Below are 20,580 nucleotides of genomic sequence, written 5' to 3'. Positions count from 1 at the left end.
ACAGAGCACTCAGTAGGTAATTATAGCGCAATACTTGCTATAACCATACAACATGGCGCAGGTAAAATAATTGAGTAGCAGGGGTGTTTTTTTGCGAGTGAAAAAAGGCAAAACAACAGCGATATTGTTTTGCCTATTACATCGGTTATGTAGGAGGTTATTCAGCTAATGAGTTGGACGATTACTCGGGCTTTAAGGCAAGCACTTTATCAATATCTTCAGCGTTGTGACGGCTTTCAAGCTGTTCCCATGGTTCGCCCCAAGTTCTATTTACTATGCGGCCACGCTGTACTGCCGGGCGCGCTAATATCGCTTTTGCCCAACGTAGTACATGGGTGTAGTCGTGTACTTGCAGAAATTCCGTTGCATCATAAACTTCGCCTAATACGAGGTTACCGTACCAAGGCCATATTGCCATATCGGCAATACTGAATTCGTCACCGGCAATAAATTCATTTTCTGCCAGCTGCTTATTCAGTAGATCTAATTGACGCTTTACTTCCATGGTGAAACGGTCAATAGGGTATTGAAACTTCTCAGGTGCGTAGCTATAAAAATGGCCAAAGCCGCCACCTAAATAGGGTGCTGAGCCATGCAGCCAAAATAACCAATTCATCACTTGCGTGCGCTTGGCTATTTCTTTGGGCGTCTGCTTGGGCAAGAAGGCATTAAACTTTTCTGCTAAGTACACTAAAATTGAGGCCGATTCAAAAATAGGCAGCGCCTCCGTAGTGGATTGATCTACCATGGCTGGAATTTTAGAGTTAGGGTTAATAGCAACAAAGCCTGAAGAGAATTGCTCACCTTCGCCAATATTAATGATATGAGCATCGTATTCTGCCGCTTTACCTAGCGCCAGCAGCTCCTCTAACATAATGGTTACTTTTTGGCCGTTGGGTGTGGCCAGAGAGTAAAGCTGTAGGGCATGTTTACCAACCGGTAATACTTTTTCATGGGTTGCACCAGCAACGGGGCGGTTTATACTTGCCCATTTACCGCCACTTTCAGCATCATATGTCCATATATTGGGTGGTGTGTATTGTTTAGCCATTAAGATTACTCCTACATTACATTGGTATGTTTTTAGTCTGGTTTACTTTTTAGTCCATGCGAACTGTGCAAAGGGCTCATCAACGGGTGTGTTGCTAATATGGTTTGTGTAGTTGCTTATAACTTTTTGCGCAAGGCCTAAAATGATATCAACAACGTGTTGTTCATTATAACCAGCATCATAAAAATCTTTTAATTGTGCTTGTGTTACATTACCACGATTACGCACAATAATAAGCGTCATATCTAATAAGGCTTGTAATTTTGGCGTTGGCATTTTTTCTTGATTACGTAATGCTTCAGTTAATGCAGGGTCTACTTTCATTGAATGCGCAATGCCTGTATGCGCGGGTACGCAATAATGACAACCGTGCTCTACGTTAATGCCTTGCCAAACAACCGTAAGCTCTTCAGCGTTAAACGCGCTTTTTGCAAAGAGATTATGAAGCACTTGATAGCCTTCTAACGCTTGCGGTGAACTTGCGAGCACGCCGTGCAAGTTAGGCAACATACCAAACTCTTTTACCGAGCTTTCTAATAGCGGCTTGCTTGCTGCGGGTGCTGATTCAATAGTATGGATAGTTAATGATGTCATTGTAATGTCCTTGAAATTAATTATTTGTACCGATTGGTATTGTTTTCCTCTCAATTGTACCTATCGGTACATTAAAAGCAATAACGTTGATGATAAATTATTGCCTGCTGGCTGTTGAATGAATGCAGATAATGCTTTAGAGGTTTATGTTCATTGAGTACTTTTAGTTTTTTAAAGGGTCACCGTTTTACTTGGCGGAGGGTGGGTGTATTACGGGAAAGACTGGGTATAAACCAGAGCAAAGAGCCGAGTAAAAGCCTTTTACCAAAGGTAGCGAGTAGTTATTGTGTTAATGTGTAGCGCCTATTCCCTTAAGGATACTGTCTACAGAATACTCTAGCTCAGACTGAGTAGCGCCTGACCTAGCCATAGCAGCAGCACCTTTTAAAACGGTATAAAGGCTAAGTGCGTTGGCTTTAGCATGTTTATTTAAACCAAGTTGAATCGCTTCACTGTCGGTGTTAAATAAATCAGCATAATGCTTTGTTGGTATTAACTCGGCTGTTTGTAAAGCATGTGTTGCTTCACTAGGAATAAGGCCACTCACTAGCTCTGATTGACATAACACCATATAGCACCCTAATGCATGTTCTGGATCGCATTGCATGTTAATGATTGACATCAGGTGCTTTTTTAAACGTTGGGGGAGTGAGGTACTTTTCTCATTAAGTAACGCAAAGTGGGGTTGCATTTTTGTTTCGAGGTAATGCTGTGTTGCTTTAACAAAAAGAGACTCCTTATTGCCAAACGCACGATAAATACTGGGTTTGTTGATGTTCATGCTTTCAATAAGATCAGCCATTGATGTGCCCGCATAGCCTTTTTTCCAAAAAGTATGCATAGCCGCATTTAAGGCTGTTTCATAGTCAAATTCACGCTTACGGCCGCTGGTCAATGTTAAATGCCTTATTACAATATCGAAAGAGCATATTTTACCACTTGGTACACAGAGTTCAAGTTAAGGTTACAAAGGCAAGGCTTGGGTTACCTTTAGAAGGTTGAAGGTGTATGCGCTTTAAGGCAAAGCACATACCTAATATTATTGTCCATAAAGTATCTTATATATGGCGACGAATGAGCATTATTATGCCCAGAGTAACCAAAGGCCTAATAGTAACAAGAGATAATTCATTATCTTTAAAAAGCGTTGTTTATCTAAGCGTTGATTAATTTTAACGCCAAGCCAATTGCCAAGGAAGGCTAAAGGAGCAAATAGAATTGCTGTAAGTACAGTATCAAAAGTTAATAACCCTAAAGAGACAACACCGATTAGTTTAATGATGTTCATCAGGGCAAAAAAAGCGGCTGCGGTCGCAACAAATTTTGTTTGTGCTAACCCGATGGCGGTAAAGTAGATGATTAAGGGCGGGCCGCCAGCATGAACTAATGTGCTGGTGATGCCTGATGTTGCTGACATAACATACGCGCCGAAGCGATTGTTAACGAAACTGAGTTGCTGTTTTTTAAAGCCAATGTTTTTAACGGCAAAGGCAATACAAATAAAGGCTATAAAAAAGCGTAGGAGATTTGCGTTCACAAAATCCATCAGTAAATTAGCGCAGACAATACCGATAATAGCACCGGGTATTAACTTGGCCAATAGCGCGGTATCCCACTTTTTCCAAAAACTTTTTACGCTCATTATATCGGCGATAATCAGCAAGGGTAACATTAAGGTTATTGCTTCAATAGCGCTAAATTTAAGCATTAACAGGGGCACGGCAAATACGCCCAGTGCCCCAGCAAAAGCTGATTTGGAAACACCGATAAGTAAAACCACCGCAGCGATAAGTAGTATTGCTGATATTTCCATTGCCATCTTAAATGATACCTATGCTTTAAAATAATTTAATATTATTATGTTTTAATCACGCACTTGTTAAAATATACAGATTACTTCTAAGTGCTTGGAATATCTTGGTAAGGTAGCGCTGTCTAGTCGCTTTGTAAATATATCCCAAGCTGTAGTTATTTAAGCCATGGGTAAGTCAAACCATAGCGCTTCAATACCAGAGTCAGCTTTTATTGCTAGTGCTTGCGCTGGTTCAACAGCAAAACCATCACCGGCAGAAAACTGTTCACCGTTTGCTTTTAATTGACCTTTAATAAGATGTAAATAACCAATACGCTGGTCGGTGTTAAAGGTAATATCTTCGTCTTTTTTTAACACTAAACGCGACAGGCTGGCATCTTGGTTAATTGACAAAGCGCCGTTATCACCATTGGGGTTAACTAATGACGTTAATTTACCCTTTTGGGGAATACTTTTTTGCTCATAACTGGGTTTTATGCCTGCTACATTAGGTTGTATCCAAATTTGCAAAAACTTTACTTTATCTTTTTTTGACGCGTTAAATTCAGAGTGCATTACACCACGACCAGCACTCATACGCTGCACGTCACCGGCAGGTACTGTATAGCTATTACCTGTACTATCTTCGTGTTTTAGCGCGCCTTCGATGACATAGGAAATAATCTCCATATCTCGGTGACCATGCTCACCAAAACCTTTACCTGGCATCACCATGTCATCGTTGATTACTCGTAATACCGAAACACCCATGTGTCTTTTGTCGTAATAATTACCAAACGAAAAACTATGTTTGCTCTCTAACCAGCCAAAATTTGCTTTACCTCTATCTGCTGACTTTCTAATATATTTCATGGATAAACCTCTTCAGTTGATTGTCTTGCAGAGATCTTATTGTTCTTGTGAATAGATTAAAATTAGCATTAATAGTATGGTTTGTTCATATTTAAAGAATGTTTGTGAAGCCTTTATTTTGAGGTGTTTTGCATGTTAAGGCATTGTGTTCTCAGCTCTGCAATAAAACTTTTAGCAGCAGGGCCAAGTGAGTCAACATCTTTAAACGTCAGGTAAAGTTGGGTAGATCGCTGCCTATTCTCATTTAACTGTAAAGGGATTAGTTGCTTAGTGCGTAGTTGTTGTTCAATTAAGTTAACCGGTAACCAAGCAAAACCTAAGCCCTGACAAATCATGTCAATGGAACTTTGCATATGGCTTACCGTCCAGCGCTGTTCAGCCTTTAACCAGCCTTCGCTAGCATTTTTTCCTTTATGTAAATGCGCTGAGTCTCGCACTACTATTTGCCGGTAAGATTTAAGGTCGACTAAGTTGAGTTTGCGTTTAAGTTTATGTAAAGGATGCGTAGGGCTCGCGACAGCGTTAAAGGTGATATAGCATAAGCTTTCACTAAAGTTAGCACCCAGGGAAATAGGAGATATGGCTATTTCTACATCATCTTGGCTGAGCAACTCACTCGCACCGCTGAGTACGGTTTCAATTAATTCAATTTGCAGTAATGGGTATTGTAAAGAAACATTTTCCAGCACTTGATATAACACAGTGCGAGGAAATATTTCATCTACCGCAATTTTTAACTTAGTCTCGATCCCTTCACTTAATGTTTGGCCAATACCTTCAATTTTTCTCGCTTCTTCAAGTAAGTAATTTGCCCGTTGCAGTATTAGTTGACCAGCTTCAGTTAAGACGGTTTTACGCCCCTCAATTTGAAATAGCTTTATCCCCAACGAGGCTTCTATTTTACTGACAGCATTGTGGATACTTGATTGGCTTTTATGTACACCCTGCGCTGCCTGGTTAAAACCACCAAATTCAACAACAGCAAGAAACATGCGCCATTGCTCTAATGAAATTCTCAGCATTTTATTACTCACTTGCAAAAGGACCAATGATAATGCCGGCCATGAGGTAACCAAGCACTGAACCTAAACCTAAGCGTTTAGCGATGGGCACAGCGACGATGGCCGCAGCTAAATAGATGACTGCCATTTCTAACATAGGATCCCCTTTTTTATGATGGTAATAAGCCACTACATAGCGTGTTATTGTGACCTTGTTAACAGAATGGGCATAAAATGGCTGTTATTTTATACCCATCCATAGGCTGCTGTTTTAGGTTTATCGCTTTATAATGGAATAAATTCTTTATTATCACCAGGAATGATTGGAAACTTACCGCTTTTCCAGTCATTTTTGGCTTGTTCTATTCGTTCTTTGGTATAGGCGACAAAATTCCAGTGCAAGTAAGGCACCTGTCGAAATTTTTCACCACCGAGCATGATAAATCGTCCACCTTCGAGCATGGTAATATCATGATCATTTTCGTCTAATAAAACAAACTCACTTGCACCATAAGCCGCACCATTTATTTCAATTTTGCCACTAATAACGTATATCGCGGTTTCTTGTGTTGGGTGAGGTTTAGTAATGGTACTTTCTTCACCAGCCACTACGTCAATATAAAACATGGGAGAATAACTTTTTACCGGCGAGCTTAACCCGTAGGCATCACCCACAATAAGCCTCATCATGACATCTTTATAAGTAGAGTGTGGTAAGTCTTGCTTTTTAACATGGATAAACGCGGGTTCTATTTCAACTTTATCTTCCGGTAATGCTATCCAGCATTGTAGGCCGCTAATACTATGTGGGTTGGCTCTTACTTCAAAAGACTCCCGCTCTGAGTGTGTAATACCTTTACCGGCAGTCATCCAATTTACATCACCAGGGCTTATCTCAAGGTTATTACCAAGGGAATCGCGATGTAAAATATTCCCTGCAAATAAGTAAGTTAAAGTGGATAGGCCAATATGAGGGTGGGGGCGAACATTAATGCCTTTACCTGTTGGAAAGTCGCTAGGGCCCATTTGGTCAAAGAAAATAAACGGGCCTACCATACGTTTTTCTTGATGAGGTAATACGCGCTTTACCTGCAAACCACCTAGGTCGTGTTCGGTTGCTGTTAACACTTTTGCCATGTTGTACTCACTTTTGTTAAATGATTAATGGTTGAACTGCAAACAGTGACTATTACTTACCGTTATAAGTTCTCTTGTATTGCTTGTAATAAAGTTAACATTCTTTTTAAGGTAACAATATTATAAAAAAACTAACGGTGCATTCTGTTACAAAGAACCTATTGTTTACTTAATCGAAAAAGAAATCAGCAATAACATTCTATTTAACAGAATGAAATGTGCGTAAATTAGTAATTTTGTTCTCCTTCGTTTTAATCAATACTGTGCTCATCAAGTTTCATGCTAGTGGTAATAATAAAGACTAGCCCAAGTTAAGATGATAAAAAAGATAAGAGGTAACTATGAACAATATTTTATTTATTAAGTCGTCACTCAATGGTGAGCAAGGTAATTCAACTAAATTGGCGCAAGCGTTAATTGCTAATTTATCAGCAACGTCAGCAGTGAATGTTGTTGAACGTGATTTGGCAAAAAAAGCACTAGCTCATTTAACCCAAGAAGAAATGGGATCGTGGATGACACAAGAGAGTGAGCGAACTCAACAGCAAGCCTTACTCGCCAGCGTTTCTGATAACTTAATACAAGAATTAGCAAGCGCAGATACGTTAGTAGTCGCTATGCCTATGTATAACTTTGGCGTACCGTCAACGTTTAAAGCTTGGGTAGATAGAGTCGCACGAGCAGGTATAACGTTTCGTTATACTGAAAATGGCCCCGTTGGCTTATTAAAAAATAAAAAAGTGATTGTTGTTGCAGCGCGGGGCGGAATGCATGCCGGCACAAGTAGCGACTCACAAACGCAATACCTAACCAGTTTTTTTAATTTTATCGGCATTGATGATATTGATTTTATTTACGCAGAAGGCCTTAACATGCCCGGCGGTGATGACAGATTTGCTGCTGCACAAGCAGAAATAGCAAACGTTAAGCAGTAAAAGTACAGCAGTCATCAATTAAGTAATATTTAACCAAATCAACTAAAATAAAATTAAGGATTTTAAAATGAAAACATTATTAACAAAATTAACTACTTCAAACGCAGGTTATTCAGCAGTAGCGTTACGTTTCCCTATAGGGATTATTTTTATGGCCCATGGTGCACAAAAACTTTTTGGTTGGTTTGGCGGTTACGGCCTAGAAGGTACGGGCGGTTGGATGGAGTCAATTGGTTTGGCACCGGGTTTTATTATGGCGTTATTAGCCGGTAGTGCCGAGTTTTTTGGTGGTTTATTTATTCTAGTAGGTTTATTAACACGCCCAGCGGCTATTGTGCTTTCATTGACCATGGTGGTGGCTATTTTTTCAGTGCACTTTGCCAATGGTTTATTTATGTCAAATAACGGCTATGAATTTGGTTTAGCCTTGCTCGCAGCGAGCGTTTCATTAGCCCTGTCTGGCTCAGGTAAGTTAGCATTAGACAATGCACTCGCTAAAAAATTAAGTTAAGTATTAACACTCCGGACAACGCTCCTCGGCCTATTTTATTATTAATTTAGGCTGAGGAGTGCATTTAAAAACCTAACGTTTACCTTGTTATAATACTGGCTATCCGGGCTATCCGGGCTAACCTGCTTCATTAAATGTGCGAGTATTAATAAGATCATGTAAATATTTCGGCTTGGTTGGACTTGGCTTGGTTCTAGCCTATTGGGTAATTGCCAAATACCACCGCGAGGTATTTTAGGGTGGATTGCAAGCTCTCTATTCCCAAGACGGCTATGGTGGGCGCAGAAGTTTCATATAAAATTTAAAGTAGAAAGCCAACTTTCACAAACTTCTTTTAAGAAACTTTTGTGCTGGTAAGTTCGTTTAAAAAGATTCTCATTCAATTTGGCTTGTTACACTGATAGCTGGCTTGTTGAATTGAGTCATTATGTCTTCTTAAGTTTTAGAAAAGCAGACATAAAAAAGCCCGCACAATTTGAGCATTCAAAAGAGGCTTGGCGGGCGTGTTACCGACAATATAAGTCTGAAGAGATCAACCCGTCAACCTATTTTAATAAAAATACATTTATATAATTAACTCATAAAGCTCATAAACAAACAAGCTATCAAGATAAAACAGTGACTTAAATGATTTTCTGTAAACAGTATCAGGTGTCAAATTCTCGTAGTGTTAATGGTTTTATGCTCAATCTACTCGCGGGATTAGTGGCTTATTGCTTAAAGGGCGATAAGCCATCTCTTAATATCAGTGACGTAGAGCTAAACTCTATGACCGTTGCTTAAACAGATTTTGGGTTAATTAACTGATACTTACTAAAATACAGTACCCTTTTTATGGGGGTAATATTTTGGTTAGGGGCATACTTGAGGTAACATAGCATCATCTATATTAACCTTTATAATAGGTGTATTGTCGCAATTATCATTCAAACAAATTTTAACGCCATAGTTATAAGCTTCTAAATCTATACCTTCAACTAATATGGTCTTTTCTGAGCTTTCTAAAAGGAATTCTGAATTTTGTGCATTCATTTTAGCACCTTTAACCACTCTTAATAGCTGATAATTGTTGCCTTTCCCAATACCATCCGCTATCACAAATTCATGCATTTTACACAAGGGTAAGTTATTACCCAGCTGAGAAAGTAGCAGTGTTTGGTCACAGCTACTTTTAGTTGATAACGCATGACGTAACTGATATACACCACCATTTGTAGAGGCTTGAACATAATTCATAAAAGCATCAGCATTTAATAATCCAGCACCACAGCGGTTGCTTGAGCAATCTTGATCAGCATTTAATATGTCTTCTCGTATAGGAGTCGCAGAGAGTTTCAAATAAGTGAATAATTCATCACGCGTTAAATCAGGATTATGTTGTAATCCTAAAGCCGCAATACCTAATGCTAATGGCGATGCTTGGCTTGTACCTTCCCACCAGCCCTCATTTAATAAAATTTCACCTTCAGAGTAACTAGCAGCGTAACCCATAATATCGACACCTGGGGACATAGAGCTAACAGCACCATGATTTGAAAACTCAGCTTTATAACCTTCTTGGTTTGTTGCACCAGAAACATAAACCCCTTTACATATTGCTGGTACATAGGTGCCTATATCTGCGTTGTCGTTACCGGCAGAAACAAAAATCATTACACCCTGTTGATTAGCAAAGTCAATCGCCTCTTGCACAAAATTTGGACATGAGCCTACAGGACCAGCAATACTAATATTTATCATATCAACTTTTTCAATAGTAGGGATGTTGTCTACTTTTCCGCCTGCGGCATGAACAATAGCATCTGCTACGCCGCTTAAAGGGCCTATACCGCAAGATAACACTCTCAGGGCAATAATGTCGGCATCAATAACGCCTGATATGCCAATTCCATTATTAGATTTTGCTCCTATGATAGAAGCTACACCTAAACCATGCCCTTCAATGCACCCTGTTGCTTCACTAACCGCATCATTAAAGTCGCGAAACTCTGGTTGACGTACTTCTCCCCACTCTTTAAAGAAGTTATAACCGTAGCTCCACTCCATATCAGGGTGATCATGAAAACCACCATCAATAACCGCTATTCTTAATTTTTTATTTTGAATTGACTTCGCCATTCCTTTTAAAATTTCACTTGAGCCTTCATTTAGCTCTTTTTCTTTAAAATAATATTGAAAGAAAAAGTCAGGATCATTGGGTGTTTGCTCATCAGAATTCTGCCTGTCACTACTATTTTTACTGCGAGTTTTTGGTGTAGCTTGGTATGTTTTTTCTTCTTTTTTCTTAATAACAGGTATTGGTGATTTTACCCAAATGTCTTCTTCAACAGATAAATATTTACTATCAGTTTTAATTGATTCTACTTCGCTTTCATCAACGGTTATTGATTTAAACTGTTCACTACCTACTTCCTTAACAATGAGTGTAATTTCTTTTGCAATAACAGCATCACTAGAAAGTAAGCTAAATAAAGTAAGCGCTGTGGCTAATAGTGTTTTGTTCATTATCTTTATCCTTAAGCCTAATTTACTAGACAAATCGTTGTGTTATCCAATACTGGAATTAATGTCTCAAGAAAGCTAAATTGTTGATTAAATACCCATAAGTCGCCTTCAAAGGCTCCCATATCTGAATTACCAATTAGGCCTGAAAAAATTTGGTACTGTTCATTATATTGATAAGTTAGTGGCGGCAAGGAAGGTAGATTTTCGTTAGTTAATGCCGCGAGTTCATTAATATTGTTTGCTAGTTTGGCCAATTCACTATTAACTAAGGTTTGCACATTTGCTAAAGCCGTTGCTAATTCGGTTTCAGTACTTAGATTATTTTGATAACTCGTGATAGCCTCAACCAATTGATTTATTTCAGTCGAATAGTCTTTATCAATAGCATTTTGTTTAAGTAAACTAAATGCTGCTAATCTCTCATCAATATAGCTATTTTTTATACCACCACTTAAATAAGCTGCTTTTGCATAAAAATGAATAGCATTATCAAAATCATCAAACTTCCCTACTTGTTCTATATCTGTCCAGAATGGAGCTTCAGCTAAAACGGTTAGCGCAGAGGTATTTATTAGAGATAGATCCATTTTTTTATTAATAGCCGCCACATCATTATTACTTGATGAAGCGGTAATAGATAATATTGAGGATATATCGTTCTCTAATTCGCTAATAGTTATAATAAGTTCATTATTCACAACTTGTGCGGAGACGCCATCTAAAGCAGGTTCAAAAAATAGCGTATATGAAATGTCTCCGGTTCCCGTATAATTGAGAGTTAATGCTACTTTAGATTCTTCTTGCTCATTAATTGCTAATGAAGTTTTTGCTAATGAAAGTGATATTTTTGGTGATGCCGGTGGAGCAATTGTTGATGGAGTGTTGGGCTCTTCAGAGCCTCCGCCACAAGCTGATAAAGTTAACATTAAGGTACTAAGAATAAGTAATTTGTTAAATGGTTGAGTCATTTAAAATCCTAAAATAGTTGTGTTTAATTTATTGATACGCTCTAATCGTTAGTAACAATTTAGCAAATACCAAAACAGTCAATAAGTTACGTAAACTAAATAAAAAACCACAAAATTAAATGTATACGTGTGAAAAACCGATTATTCAATTATGCCCTATACAGCTAACCTTTTTTTAAGCCATGCCTTAGCGAAGCGTAAATCATTTTCAATGGTTCTAACGGATACATCTAGTAACCTTGCTATTTCTTTATTACTACGCTGAGCAAAGTAACGTAGCTCTAAGGTTTCTGCTTGGCGAGGGAATTTTTTTGATAACTCTTCAATCTCGCTGCTCATAGTGATAATGGCGGTATTTTCATCCGCGTTATCATCTACTTTATTTAAAACATGTGGAGAATTAAGTTGAGTTTTTTCTGGGTTTCTAGATTTTGTTTTTACTTGCTTACGGTAATGGTCAATAAACACGTTTCTTACGGCTGAGTTTAAATAACTGTAAAATTGACGTTGGGTGTCAATTGAAATTAACGCCTCTGCCTTTGACAATTTGATATAAGCGTCGTGGGCAATATCGGTAGCCGACATACTAATGATGGCTGTATTGGCGTCTTCAGGTAGTTTTTCGTGATTAGTTTGAGCATATTCTTTAATTTTTAAATAAGCGAAATTCATTAATAACTGAGTGGACTTAGCTTCCCCTTTTTGCCAACCATTAATTAGCTTTATAACGTCTTTTTCTTCCATGTTAATTTTTACCTTTTATTAAATCAAAAACTTCCGAGTCTTGTAAAATAGTTAATGCATTGGTTTTTTGCAGGGTATCTATCCATAGTTGATTATTAATCACAATCGGTTTTTCTACTGAGTTGTGACCATGAACGACTGCACTAATATTTTTTATCGCGTCACCTGTAGGCTTCATTAAATCTCTTCTTTGCCAAATATACGGAGTAATATTTTGTTCTGAGACCTTTAACGTGTTTAATTCACACCAGTTGGCAGGCGCATCTGCGTGGATCACGCCAATGAGTCCACTATTGTTTTTTACGGTGAATGATAAGGGCATCTTAATTCTAATTAAGTGTGCCCAAGCGAGTAGTTTACTTGGGCTATTAAGCCAGTTGTTAATCCAATTACCGCCATTATCAACAAGTACTTTCCAAAAGCTGGCATCGCTAAACCCTTGTAAAAACAGCTGCTCATGGTTACCTAATACCGAATTAAACCAAGGCTCTATTAATAATTCTAAGCATTTTTCAGACTCTGATCCTCTGTCTATTATATCGCCAGCAGCAAATAATCGATCAGTTTTAAAGTTAAAACCAGCACTTTTTAACTGTTCAATTAGTAGTGAATACTGTCCGTGAATATCTCCGACAAAGTAATCATTACCTAACTTATTGGCGCTAAATATTTTGGTAGTAGAGATGTTTAGGAAACTCAATCACCACCTTCCTAGTCATAGAGTAAATAAAAATACTATAACAATTTCAAAATTACTTATGCACCCACGTAGCAAAGACTAAAAACCACATTTATTTTCATGCGGCTTTTAGCTGTTAACTCAGACCTAAAAAACCATTTGATAACTTAGCGAGTATTGCTTGCCTATTACCACTGAGTTCATTGGGTAAACACTCATATTAAAGTAAGGGTACTGTTGCTGGGAAGCGTCTGACTTTGCTCTACTATCGAATAAATTAACAATACCTAAACTTAATTTTTGTTGAGCAAATTGATATTGCATTACCATATTATATAAATTTAAAGGCGTATAACGTGTTTCTTCAAGTTGCTCCCAATCACCAGGGTCAACATTGTTAGGGCTAGAGCCATAACGAAGATGAGTTAGTGATATATGCCATTGCTGTGCTTTTAAGGTGAGTGCAGTATTGACTTTTGAGCGTAAATCGTAATTGTAATAATTATCACGATAATTGTTGTCGATAGATTCGTTAGCATAAGTTTGTACTTTAGTTTCAAGTACATGGTTGTATGCGGAATCAAGCATTAGTTGATAGTTGTCATTTAAAGGAAGTGTTAAGTTTATTCCTAAATCGAACCCTGTTGTTTCTTTCATTGCAGAGTTAATAAAACTGGTGTGAACGGTATTTATTTTAAACGAGTCATACCCCGCTTCGCCATTTCTATCTATTTGCGCTAATGTTGCGGTGCAAGTACCCTCGGTCAAACTCAATTGGCCAGTTAAACACAGGTACTCGTTAATATTAATGTTATATAAACTGTCAGGTACAACCATATTTTTTAGCTTGATATTGTATAAATCGAAGGTTATCGCCGTATTATTATCAGGTGACCAAACGAAACCAACTGTTGTGGTGTGGCCAGTTTCGGGTTTTAATTTTTTATTGCCTGACGACTCATTAAATGCACTATAAAAACCGCTAAAGTCAAAATCTTCATCACAGGTTTTCGCTAACGAAATTAAATCATCATGGCCAATTAAAATACCATCGTAATTTCCTTCATTAAAAGCATTGCATGAGTCAATTAAGACGTAATCCCCCATAAAACCATAACTACCCGATACACCTTTAAATACATTATGTAAATCTGGCGCTCGAAATGTTGTGCCGTGAGTTGCTCTAACTAACAGTTCGTTTAAAGGTCGCCATTCTATGCCTAGTTTATACGTTGGCGCCACACTGGCTAAACTATCGTCATTATATTTATCGTATCTAGCAGCCAACTCAACTGTTATGTTATTTGCAACTAATGATCTTAGTTCACCACCTAATGCATATCTACTTCGCTTTCCGCTGCCTTCTGTGCCTGTTTTCCCAACCCAACCTTGGCCTTCTTGACTAAGTGTTCTTGGATGTTCATTTAAGTCATATTGAGATGATTCAAACTCAATAAAGGTTGCAAAATGTATTAGATTACTGGGAATACTATTAATTTCACCGGTAATACTTGCACCAACACTCGTAACACTTGAATCTGAACTTGATTTATCTAGCCCGAAAATAGTGTTAAATCCTTCGGTATCTAGCGGTTGCCACCATTTTTCAAAATCAACAGTAAGCGCACCGGTATTATTGTTATGGCTCACATAATAATCAGAGGCTGCTTCTTTTTTTAACTGATAACTTGTTTGTGTGTTTTTTGCTAAGCTGTGGCTTAAGTAAACTTGGTAATTATAGTCATTAAAAATCGGTCCTTGTAAGGTAATAGAGGTGTTAAGCATTTGTTCGTCAAATAACTCTTCTTGGCCTTTACCATTTAGTAGCTCTTCAGGCTGAAAGTCCCGCATAATCATATATGAGGTACCATCTTCAACGGTAAATTGCCCATCACCTGACCATGTATCGCTACTCGTTATTTCATCCTTTAAATAGTCGGAACTCCACCCTTGTTGAGTAAGGTTAATCGCGTTACTTTGCCAATATAAGGTATCAAAAGTGAGTGTATGATTTTGTGTTAGCTGGTACTCACCTGAAAAGTATAAAGAGACGTTATCTCTTTCATTAACAAAAGAGTTATCGCCAGTGCCGTCCCGGCCACAATAATTACCCATAAACGAGATACCGGTATAGGTTAGGTCGTTGTACTGATCGCATACTGCTTGACCAGGATCTAACGCTACCCAGTCATCTTCTAATATAAAAACAGCAAGCGAACGTGGTAATTGTGTAGCAAATTCTGACTGTTCTTCAATATTAGCTGGTGTGTCGAAACGATCATCTAACCAGTGACGCTGCTTGCCAATAAACCTATCTTGTTTGGTGTATTCTAATGCTAATGTCCACGTTAATTTATCAGTGCTATCGCCCGTGACGAGAGATAACTGTTTATTTTGTGCATCATTATGATCAGAAGTAGTAAATTGAGCATCAAGCGTGGTCTCGCTAATATCTTTTTTCGTAATAATATTAACCACGCCACCGACCGCATCTGAGCCATATACTGAAGAGCTAGCACTGGTGATAATTTCTATTTGCTCAACAACGCTAACCGGGATACTTGCCAAATTAAAGACATTATAATTATCATCATAAACACGTGGATAATTGGCAACACGTTTACCATTCATTAAAAAGAGTGTTCTATTTGGGCCGAAACCCCGTAAATTCATGGTTTCGAGGTTCCTTGCTGAACCTCCAATCTCGTTAGCACCATTAGCGGCGGTATTCGCTTGTAATGCTTCATAAACGGTATTAAAGCCTCTGTTTTTTATATCAGCGGCGGTAATTATTTGTATTGGATTAGCACTTTCATATTCAGCACGTTTAATACGAGACCCTGTTACTAATATGCGTTCAACTTTTTGTGTTATAAAGGGCGTTTTATCGAGGTTTTCTTCTTGCGAGAAAGCGTGTGCCACATTGCCGAAACTACCGTTAATAAAAAAAACAGATAAAATAGATGAAGAGATTGAATAAAGACTAAACACTTTTTTTGATGAGTTTTTCAACATGACATTTAACATAAATATAACCACTAATTAAACAACAAAGGTAACGATAAAGTGATTGTTAATTATTGTTACATTTTTAATATGGTGCGAATACTATCAGGAAGAAACTCATCATACCAGAATAAATTAATACGAGAATACAGGTGTGTATAGCGCTAATTCACTGAAAAATAATTAATTATTCTACTAATGTTTTCCAGTAGCTAATTATAAATTCAGCTTGTGTTTTATGTTTTATGAATAACGATGGTATATTTGATATTTTATCTTTTACGATAATCATATTTTCGTCACTAACAGATTTAACTAACTTAATCGGTACTTGATTACTGTTCAGTATTGTTAGCGTTAAATCCTGTTTGTTGATGCGCCATTGCCCACTAATTACCTTACTATCTTTTATAAAATCAGCGTTTGAATTTTGAAAGTTAATTTTAACCATAGAAGGTTTGATTGGTGCATTTGAGTTTATTGCGCCATCATAAATGTGATACCACTCGTTATTTAACAACTCTTGTTCTGTCCATGAGAATGTGTTGTTATCTAAAAAATCATTATGCGCCATAATGGTGAGATCGCCTTTTTCGGGTATAGATAGCGCTAACAAGCTCGACGTATAAATAAAATGATCAGCCTCTGCACCTTCGCCAAAATTCACCGATAAGATATTTTTTTTAACTTCATATATACCACTGTACTCTTGAAACGTAGTAATGCCGGTAGAAAAAGTTGCTGAGTTAGTTTTTTTATTGTCTCTATTGCGTATATGTGTGCTAGCCCAAAAAATAGGATCAGATTCTAAAAAAGTAGTAATTTTTTTGGGTTTGGGTAAATAAACGTTGTCGTTTTTCGGATTAAAAATGATGTTATTTAAATAATCGAATAACGAATTTTCCTGTAAAATATGCTTAAACTCAGGATAATATAACGAATGTTTATTCTTTGGTAAGTTCTGGGTTCCTTCATCACTTTGTATTGAAAAATTAATCTCTGTTTTTTGCTGGGCCGTTAATTTAGGCCAATAGGTATCTTTAATATCATGCACCAATTGTGTATGTGGTTTATATAAATTTTTGTTTTCATTTGGGTTGTTGTGGTAGGTGAAACTCAAATAAAAATGATAAAACATCGCTTGAGATATGGTGTCGGGAATACCTGTATTAGGGCGGAAATTAAGTGCTTGTGTTAACTCATTTACGGTCTTTTCAATTAGGCTATATTGCTGTGTTTTAATTAATAGCTTGATTATTTTGCTGCCGGCATCAAAAGCAATATCAGTGTTTTTTAACTGGCTTACTCTTGAAGTTATTTTTTTATAAAGCGATAACGCTTTTTCATTTTTATTTTGGCTGCCAAAATTATTGGCTAATGCCATCTCCATTTCTGATTTTGTGTCTAAATCTAAATTCAGCACTAATGAAAATTTTTCTAGCATCAGTGCTGCTTGGTACTTTTCATTTTTCAAATCATGATACTGTGTCACTAAGTGGGTCATTAACGTACTAATAATAACAACAATAATAAGGCCTAATAACACTGATATAGGGTGGCGCTTAAAGATGAATTTTTTTATACGGTAGAAGTGCGTTGCTTGGTAGGCGCTAACAATATGACCAGACATAAAACGCTTAATGTCATTTTTTAGCTCAAGAACAGACGGATAACGCGCTATATCTTTGTGATGAGTGGCTTTGTTTACAATAGCTTCAAGTTCTATTTGGTAAGCGCTATTTTTATTTTTTTGTTGTTTGAATAAAGAGTTGAATATTTTACCTAGTGCATAAATATCACTATACATAGTTGGTTGCTGGCCTGCGAGTAGCTCAGGGCTAGCGTAACGTGCCGTCATTGCTTTTACGTAAGCAGTATAAGTAGAAGAATTATCACTACTTCGGCTATTAAACATTCTTGATATGCCAAAATCTAAAATTTTTACTTGGTTATCTTGTGTTATTAAAATATTGGCAGGCTTTAAGTCGGCATGAATTACTTGCATTTGGTGCGCATGATTAACGGCTTCGCATAGGTTACAAAAAAGTTGAAGTTTTGTAGAGTGATTTATAGAGGAGTTGTTAAATTTTTCAGTAATGCTACAGCCGTTGATATATTCCATAACGATAAAGTAATAACCATCGTCACTCACACCCGCATCAAATACTTTACCAATATTTGGGTGGCTTAGTTTTGCCATAAAACCGGCTTCACGAATTAAAGCATGTTTGCCAATTACATGCTCAAGTTCACTGTGAATTATTTTAATCGCAACAGTTTGTTCAAACTGTTCATCACAGCGCTGCGCTTTGTAAACACTGCCCATACCACCTTTGTCAATTAATTCGATCAGTTGGAATGAAGTGATAACATGGCCAATTAACTCTTCGGGTGAATTAACAAAAGAAGCACTTTCACTAGACATAAGCGATGACCAGTAATGAGTATCTAAATTTTCACTCATCTCATCATCTTTGAGCATTGCCATTAATTCATCGAATAATTCAGGGTGAGATTTTTTTATTTCAACGAGATAACGTTTTTTTTCTTCTTGAGAAAGAGTAATCGCTTTTACAAATAATTCATACAACATGTTAATTATTAGCCCTGTAAATCATTAACAATAAAAAAGACAAACTAACATTAATATATTGAACAAATAAACAATATTTATTTCTATTGTGGTTTTTTTATTATTTTTCGTCAGTGTTTTGTCAACATTAAAAATGAATTAATAACACAATCATTAAAAATGTTATTTTTTTTAATACACTACGGAGTAATAAATGCTTAAAAAAATAATTTTATCCAGTTTAGTTTTATCTAGTTTAGTAGGGTGTGGCGGAGGTTCTGATAGTGACGATAACGCAACAAATCCTCAACCAATAGACCCAAAAGCAACAGTATATAAAGTGATTGATGGGTATTTAGGTAATGTTGAGGTTTGCTTAATTCGACCTAATTCAACATCATGTGATGTTATTGGTGTTACTAATGAAAACGGTGAAATCGCGTTACCGGATGGCGCTGAAGGGTTATTAGTGGCTAACATTGCTGCAGGGCAGTCAACCGACAGTGATATTGCGGGTTTTGTGGCAAATAGCTATGAAATGGTGGCTGAAATATCTAGCGATAAGCCTAATGTGATTACGCCCTTTACCACTATTGACGTGCTAAATGAAAGCAGAACAATGGCCGATATTGCGGCAGAACTTAATTTATCTGAAAGCTTGATTAGTGGCGATTATATTGCTTCAACTGATAGTCAGCAGCCTCATGTGCACATACTGGCCAGGTTTATGACATCACAATTTACTAGTCAACACAGTGAAAATGATATTAAGGCGTTCACTAATATAATGATTGATGCAAATTCTTATATTAACAACTCGTTACTTAATGATGAAGTTGATTTAGCGCACGCTAATATTCAAATTCAGTATGGAGAATTTATCTACAGTAAGTTAATACCGTCATTGCAGGATTATTTGCAAGGCTCTTTGTATATGGCAAGTACAACATTTCCTAGGTTTGTATATCGAGGTATTAGAGAAGTCATTTTTGATAATGGCGTTGTTACGTTAGAAGATAATAGCCAAAATTACACTATAGATGGTAATACGTTAAATTTAAGTGATGAAGGGGATGGCGATTTATTCTTATATGTTTCAGATAAGTTATCACTATCAGTACCATTATCAGACAAGGATTTGGTGATAATGTCGCCTATTAAATTAGGATATGGACAATCACTATGGCTTGAAAGCGATGGCCGCGGATTACGTCATTGGGATCTTCAAAATTTAGCCGGAGAAACAAGATTCTTGCTATTTGATGATGCTAGTTATAGTGACTCTGAACCAGAGCCTGCACTCGTTAAAATTGAGTTTTTAGATGCAGAAAATGTGCGACTAACTGAAAATGGTGAACAAATGAATATCACTTGGTCTTATGAAAAGTGGGATGATGAGCTGAATTTTTACAATAAAATTACGCTTCACATGGGGCTATACAACAATCGTGATATTCGCTTATCTGAACTATTGTCTGATGACAACGTATCAATTGTTGATAGTGGTGGTGCGCCTCAATTGATGTTCAAAGATGAGGCACTTGCTACAACTATTTATAATAAGTGGAAGTCTGTGCAGTAAGCTATATTTGATTTCGCATAAAAAGTGCCAGCATTACATTGAAAATATAAACCCTAATGTTGGCATCAATTATTAATAAAGTAAGCGCACAATTAACCCCCCATATACCAATGTTAATGGTACCTATGAATAATTACCTCAGCACATTAACCTGGGGTAATTATGAAAAAAGCAGCAGAAATAAAAGCAATGAACTTTAATAGCATTATAAGTACACAAGCTGAAAAGTTAATTTCAATGCTGAGAAGAACCGCTAGCTTAATGCGTGATAATGAAAGAGATGATGATCCTGCATTAATCCGGCATATTTATGACACCTATTACATCCAAAAAGCTAATGTTAAGGGTATTGAGTTAGTAGCTTCAATAGTTACTAAAGTAATAATTGAGGATATTTCTCGTTATGGGGGTCAACATAAAAAATTTGTTGATGACCCTATCAGTGAGTTGCTGTTTGGTTTGCAAATACTTGAAGAAAATAAGCTATATAAAGAACGCTTTAACCTATATGTTGTTCGGATGGTTTATGGGGATATCATTACCTGGCAAGAAGCATTCAGTGTTTTTCAGTGCTTTACTAAACAAGTGTTAAATGAAGTAAAGAACAATAGCAATTAAATTAGGTTAAGG

The 20,580-nt window shown here is 37.0% G+C and carries 18 protein-coding genes and 1 pseudogene; 5 read left to right on the top strand and 14 right to left on the bottom strand.

The genetic code is table 11. The annotated features are described in order from the left end of the window. Positions 1–181: 181 nt before the first annotated feature. From yghU to AC0UA9_RS07775, 8 genes are all read right to left on the bottom strand, one after another. Positions 182–1,051, bottom strand: coding sequence for a glutathione-dependent disulfide-bond oxidoreductase (yghU, locus tag AC0UA9_RS07810; RefSeq protein WP_475659128.1), 870 nt, complete (start codon positions 1,049–1,051; stop codon positions 182–184). A gap of 42 nt (positions 1,052–1,093) precedes the next feature. Beyond that, entirely contained in the window at positions 1,094–1,645 is a 552-nt protein-coding gene (locus AC0UA9_RS07805; protein WP_475659127.1) for a carboxymuconolactone decarboxylase family protein, read from the bottom strand. A 289-nt stretch (positions 1,646–1,934) separates the two neighbouring features. Then, positions 1,935–2,540 carry a TetR/AcrR family transcriptional regulator gene (locus AC0UA9_RS07800; protein ID WP_475659126.1) on the bottom strand — a complete coding sequence of 202 codons (606 nt, stop codon included), beginning with the start codon at positions 2,538–2,540 and terminating at the stop codon, positions 1,935–1,937. 189 nt (positions 2,541–2,729) lie between these two features. Next, entirely contained in the window at positions 2,730–3,464 is a 735-nt protein-coding gene (locus tag AC0UA9_RS07795; RefSeq protein ID WP_475659125.1) for a sulfite exporter TauE/SafE family protein, read from the bottom strand. 153 nt (positions 3,465–3,617) lie between these two features. Beyond that, the gene (locus AC0UA9_RS07790; RefSeq protein WP_475659124.1) at positions 3,618–4,310 is read right to left on the bottom strand and encodes a pirin family protein; all 693 of its coding nucleotides are present in this window, start codon (positions 4,308–4,310) and stop codon (positions 3,618–3,620) included. A 113-nt stretch (positions 4,311–4,423) separates the two neighbouring features. Then, on the bottom strand, positions 4,424–5,332 hold the full coding sequence (locus tag AC0UA9_RS07785; RefSeq protein WP_475659123.1) for a LysR family transcriptional regulator: 909 nt from the start codon (positions 5,330–5,332) through the stop codon (positions 4,424–4,426). A gap of 4 nt (positions 5,333–5,336) precedes the next feature. After that, positions 5,337–5,468 (bottom strand): hypothetical protein, encoded by a 132-nt coding sequence (locus AC0UA9_RS07780; protein WP_475659157.1) that lies wholly within the window; start codon positions 5,466–5,468, stop codon positions 5,337–5,339. Between the two features lie 128 nt (positions 5,469–5,596). Beyond that, positions 5,597–6,448, bottom strand: a complete 852-nt coding sequence (locus tag AC0UA9_RS07775; protein ID WP_475659122.1) for a pirin family protein — start codon at positions 6,446–6,448, stop codon at positions 5,597–5,599. Positions 6,449–6,789: 341 nt separating this feature from the next. Between AC0UA9_RS07775 and AC0UA9_RS07770 the strand changes: the two genes are divergently transcribed. From AC0UA9_RS07770 to AC0UA9_RS07760, 3 genes and pseudogenes are all read left to right on the top strand, one after another. Continuing rightward, positions 6,790–7,383: an FMN-dependent NADH-azoreductase gene (locus AC0UA9_RS07770; protein WP_475659121.1), complete on the top strand. Its 594-nt coding sequence runs from the start codon at positions 6,790–6,792 to the stop codon at positions 7,381–7,383. A 67-nt stretch (positions 7,384–7,450) separates the two neighbouring features. After that, the gene (locus AC0UA9_RS07765; protein ID WP_475659120.1) at positions 7,451–7,894 is read left to right on the top strand and encodes a DoxX family protein; all 444 of its coding nucleotides are present in this window, start codon (positions 7,451–7,453) and stop codon (positions 7,892–7,894) included. Between the two features lie 654 nt (positions 7,895–8,548). Continuing rightward, positions 8,549–8,677 (top strand): annotated as a pseudogene (locus AC0UA9_RS07760) (IS982 family transposase); the annotation flags it as partial. A 69-nt stretch (positions 8,678–8,746) separates the two neighbouring features. On the opposite strand, the gene AC0UA9_RS07755 reads toward AC0UA9_RS07760, so the two are convergent. The 6 genes from AC0UA9_RS07755 to AC0UA9_RS07730 form a co-directional block, all read right to left on the bottom strand. Then, positions 8,747–10,399: a S8 family peptidase gene (locus tag AC0UA9_RS07755; protein ID WP_475659119.1), complete on the bottom strand. Its 1,653-nt coding sequence runs from the start codon at positions 10,397–10,399 to the stop codon at positions 8,747–8,749. Between the two features lie 17 nt (positions 10,400–10,416). After that, positions 10,417–11,325 (bottom strand): hypothetical protein, encoded by a 909-nt coding sequence (locus tag AC0UA9_RS07750; protein ID WP_475659118.1) that lies wholly within the window; start codon positions 11,323–11,325, stop codon positions 10,417–10,419. A gap of 198 nt (positions 11,326–11,523) precedes the next feature. Further along, a complete protein-coding gene (locus AC0UA9_RS07745) occupies positions 11,524–12,111 on the bottom strand; it encodes an ECF-type sigma factor (RefSeq protein WP_475659117.1) in 588 nt (195 codons plus the stop codon). 1 nt (position 12,112) lies between these two features. After that, positions 12,113–12,811 (bottom strand): metallophosphoesterase, encoded by a 699-nt coding sequence (locus AC0UA9_RS07740; RefSeq protein WP_475659116.1) that lies wholly within the window; start codon positions 12,809–12,811, stop codon positions 12,113–12,115. Positions 12,812–12,937: 126 nt separating this feature from the next. Then, entirely contained in the window at positions 12,938–15,817 is a 2,880-nt protein-coding gene (locus AC0UA9_RS07735) for a TonB-dependent receptor plug domain-containing protein (protein ID WP_475659115.1), read from the bottom strand. 166 nt (positions 15,818–15,983) lie between these two features. Then, complete coding sequence (locus tag AC0UA9_RS07730; protein ID WP_475659114.1) at positions 15,984–18,389, bottom strand: serine/threonine-protein kinase; 2,406 nt, start codon at positions 18,387–18,389, stop codon at positions 15,984–15,986. A gap of 193 nt (positions 18,390–18,582) precedes the next feature. On the opposite strand from AC0UA9_RS07730, the gene AC0UA9_RS07725 reads away from it, so the two are divergent. Beyond that, on the top strand, positions 18,583–19,950 hold the full coding sequence (locus tag AC0UA9_RS07725) for a hypothetical protein (protein ID WP_475659113.1): 1,368 nt from the start codon (positions 18,583–18,585) through the stop codon (positions 19,948–19,950). 162 nt (positions 19,951–20,112) lie between these two features. Next, entirely contained in the window at positions 20,113–20,568 is a 456-nt protein-coding gene (locus AC0UA9_RS07720) for a nucleotidyl transferase AbiEii/AbiGii toxin family protein (RefSeq protein WP_475659112.1), read from the top strand. Positions 20,569–20,580 lie beyond the last annotated feature (12 nt).

The organism is Colwellia sp. F1, assembly GCF_056238625.1.
The sequence above is the reverse complement of the archived record's forward strand: the minus strand, read 5'-3'. Positions and strand labels throughout refer to the sequence as shown.

What these genes read in the sequence shown, in the direction of transcription:
- yghU (WP_475659128.1), bottom strand. Translation starts at nt 1,051, where the DNA reads ATGGCTAAACAATACACACCACCCAATATATGGACATATGATGCTGAA.
- AC0UA9_RS07805 (WP_475659127.1), bottom strand. Translation starts at nt 1,645, where the DNA reads ATGACATCATTAACTATCCATACTATTGAATCAGCACCCGCAGCAAGC.
- AC0UA9_RS07795 (WP_475659125.1), bottom strand. Translation starts at nt 3,464, where the DNA reads ATGGCAATGGAAATATCAGCAATACTACTTATCGCTGCGGTGGTTTTA.
- AC0UA9_RS07790 (WP_475659124.1), bottom strand. Translation starts at nt 4,310, where the DNA reads ATGAAATATATTAGAAAGTCAGCAGATAGAGGTAAAGCAAATTTTGGC.
- AC0UA9_RS07785 (WP_475659123.1), bottom strand. Translation starts at nt 5,332, where the DNA reads ATGCTGAGAATTTCATTAGAGCAATGGCGCATGTTTCTTGCTGTTGTT.
- AC0UA9_RS07780 (WP_475659157.1), bottom strand. Translation starts at nt 5,468, where the DNA reads ATGTTAGAAATGGCAGTCATCTATTTAGCTGCGGCCATCGTCGCTGTG.
- AC0UA9_RS07775 (WP_475659122.1), bottom strand. Translation starts at nt 6,448, where the DNA reads ATGGCAAAAGTGTTAACAGCAACCGAACACGACCTAGGTGGTTTGCAG.
- AC0UA9_RS07770 (WP_475659121.1), top strand. Translation starts at nt 6,790, where the DNA reads ATGAACAATATTTTATTTATTAAGTCGTCACTCAATGGTGAGCAAGGT.
- AC0UA9_RS07765 (WP_475659120.1), top strand. Translation starts at nt 7,451, where the DNA reads ATGAAAACATTATTAACAAAATTAACTACTTCAAACGCAGGTTATTCA.
- AC0UA9_RS07755 (WP_475659119.1), bottom strand. Translation starts at nt 10,399, where the DNA reads ATGAACAAAACACTATTAGCCACAGCGCTTACTTTATTTAGCTTACTT.
- AC0UA9_RS07750 (WP_475659118.1), bottom strand. Translation starts at nt 11,325, where the DNA reads ATGTTAACTTTATCAGCTTGTGGCGGAGGCTCTGAAGAGCCCAACACT.
- AC0UA9_RS07745 (WP_475659117.1), bottom strand. Translation starts at nt 12,111, where the DNA reads ATGGAAGAAAAAGACGTTATAAAGCTAATTAATGGTTGGCAAAAAGGG.
- AC0UA9_RS07735 (WP_475659115.1), bottom strand. Translation starts at nt 15,817, where the DNA reads ATGTTAAATGTCATGTTGAAAAACTCATCAAAAAAAGTGTTTAGTCTT.
- AC0UA9_RS07730 (WP_475659114.1), bottom strand. Translation starts at nt 18,389, where the DNA reads ATGTTGTATGAATTATTTGTAAAAGCGATTACTCTTTCTCAAGAAGAA.
- AC0UA9_RS07725 (WP_475659113.1), top strand. Translation starts at nt 18,583, where the DNA reads ATGCTTAAAAAAATAATTTTATCCAGTTTAGTTTTATCTAGTTTAGTA.
- AC0UA9_RS07720 (WP_475659112.1), top strand. Translation starts at nt 20,113, where the DNA reads ATGAAAAAAGCAGCAGAAATAAAAGCAATGAACTTTAATAGCATTATA.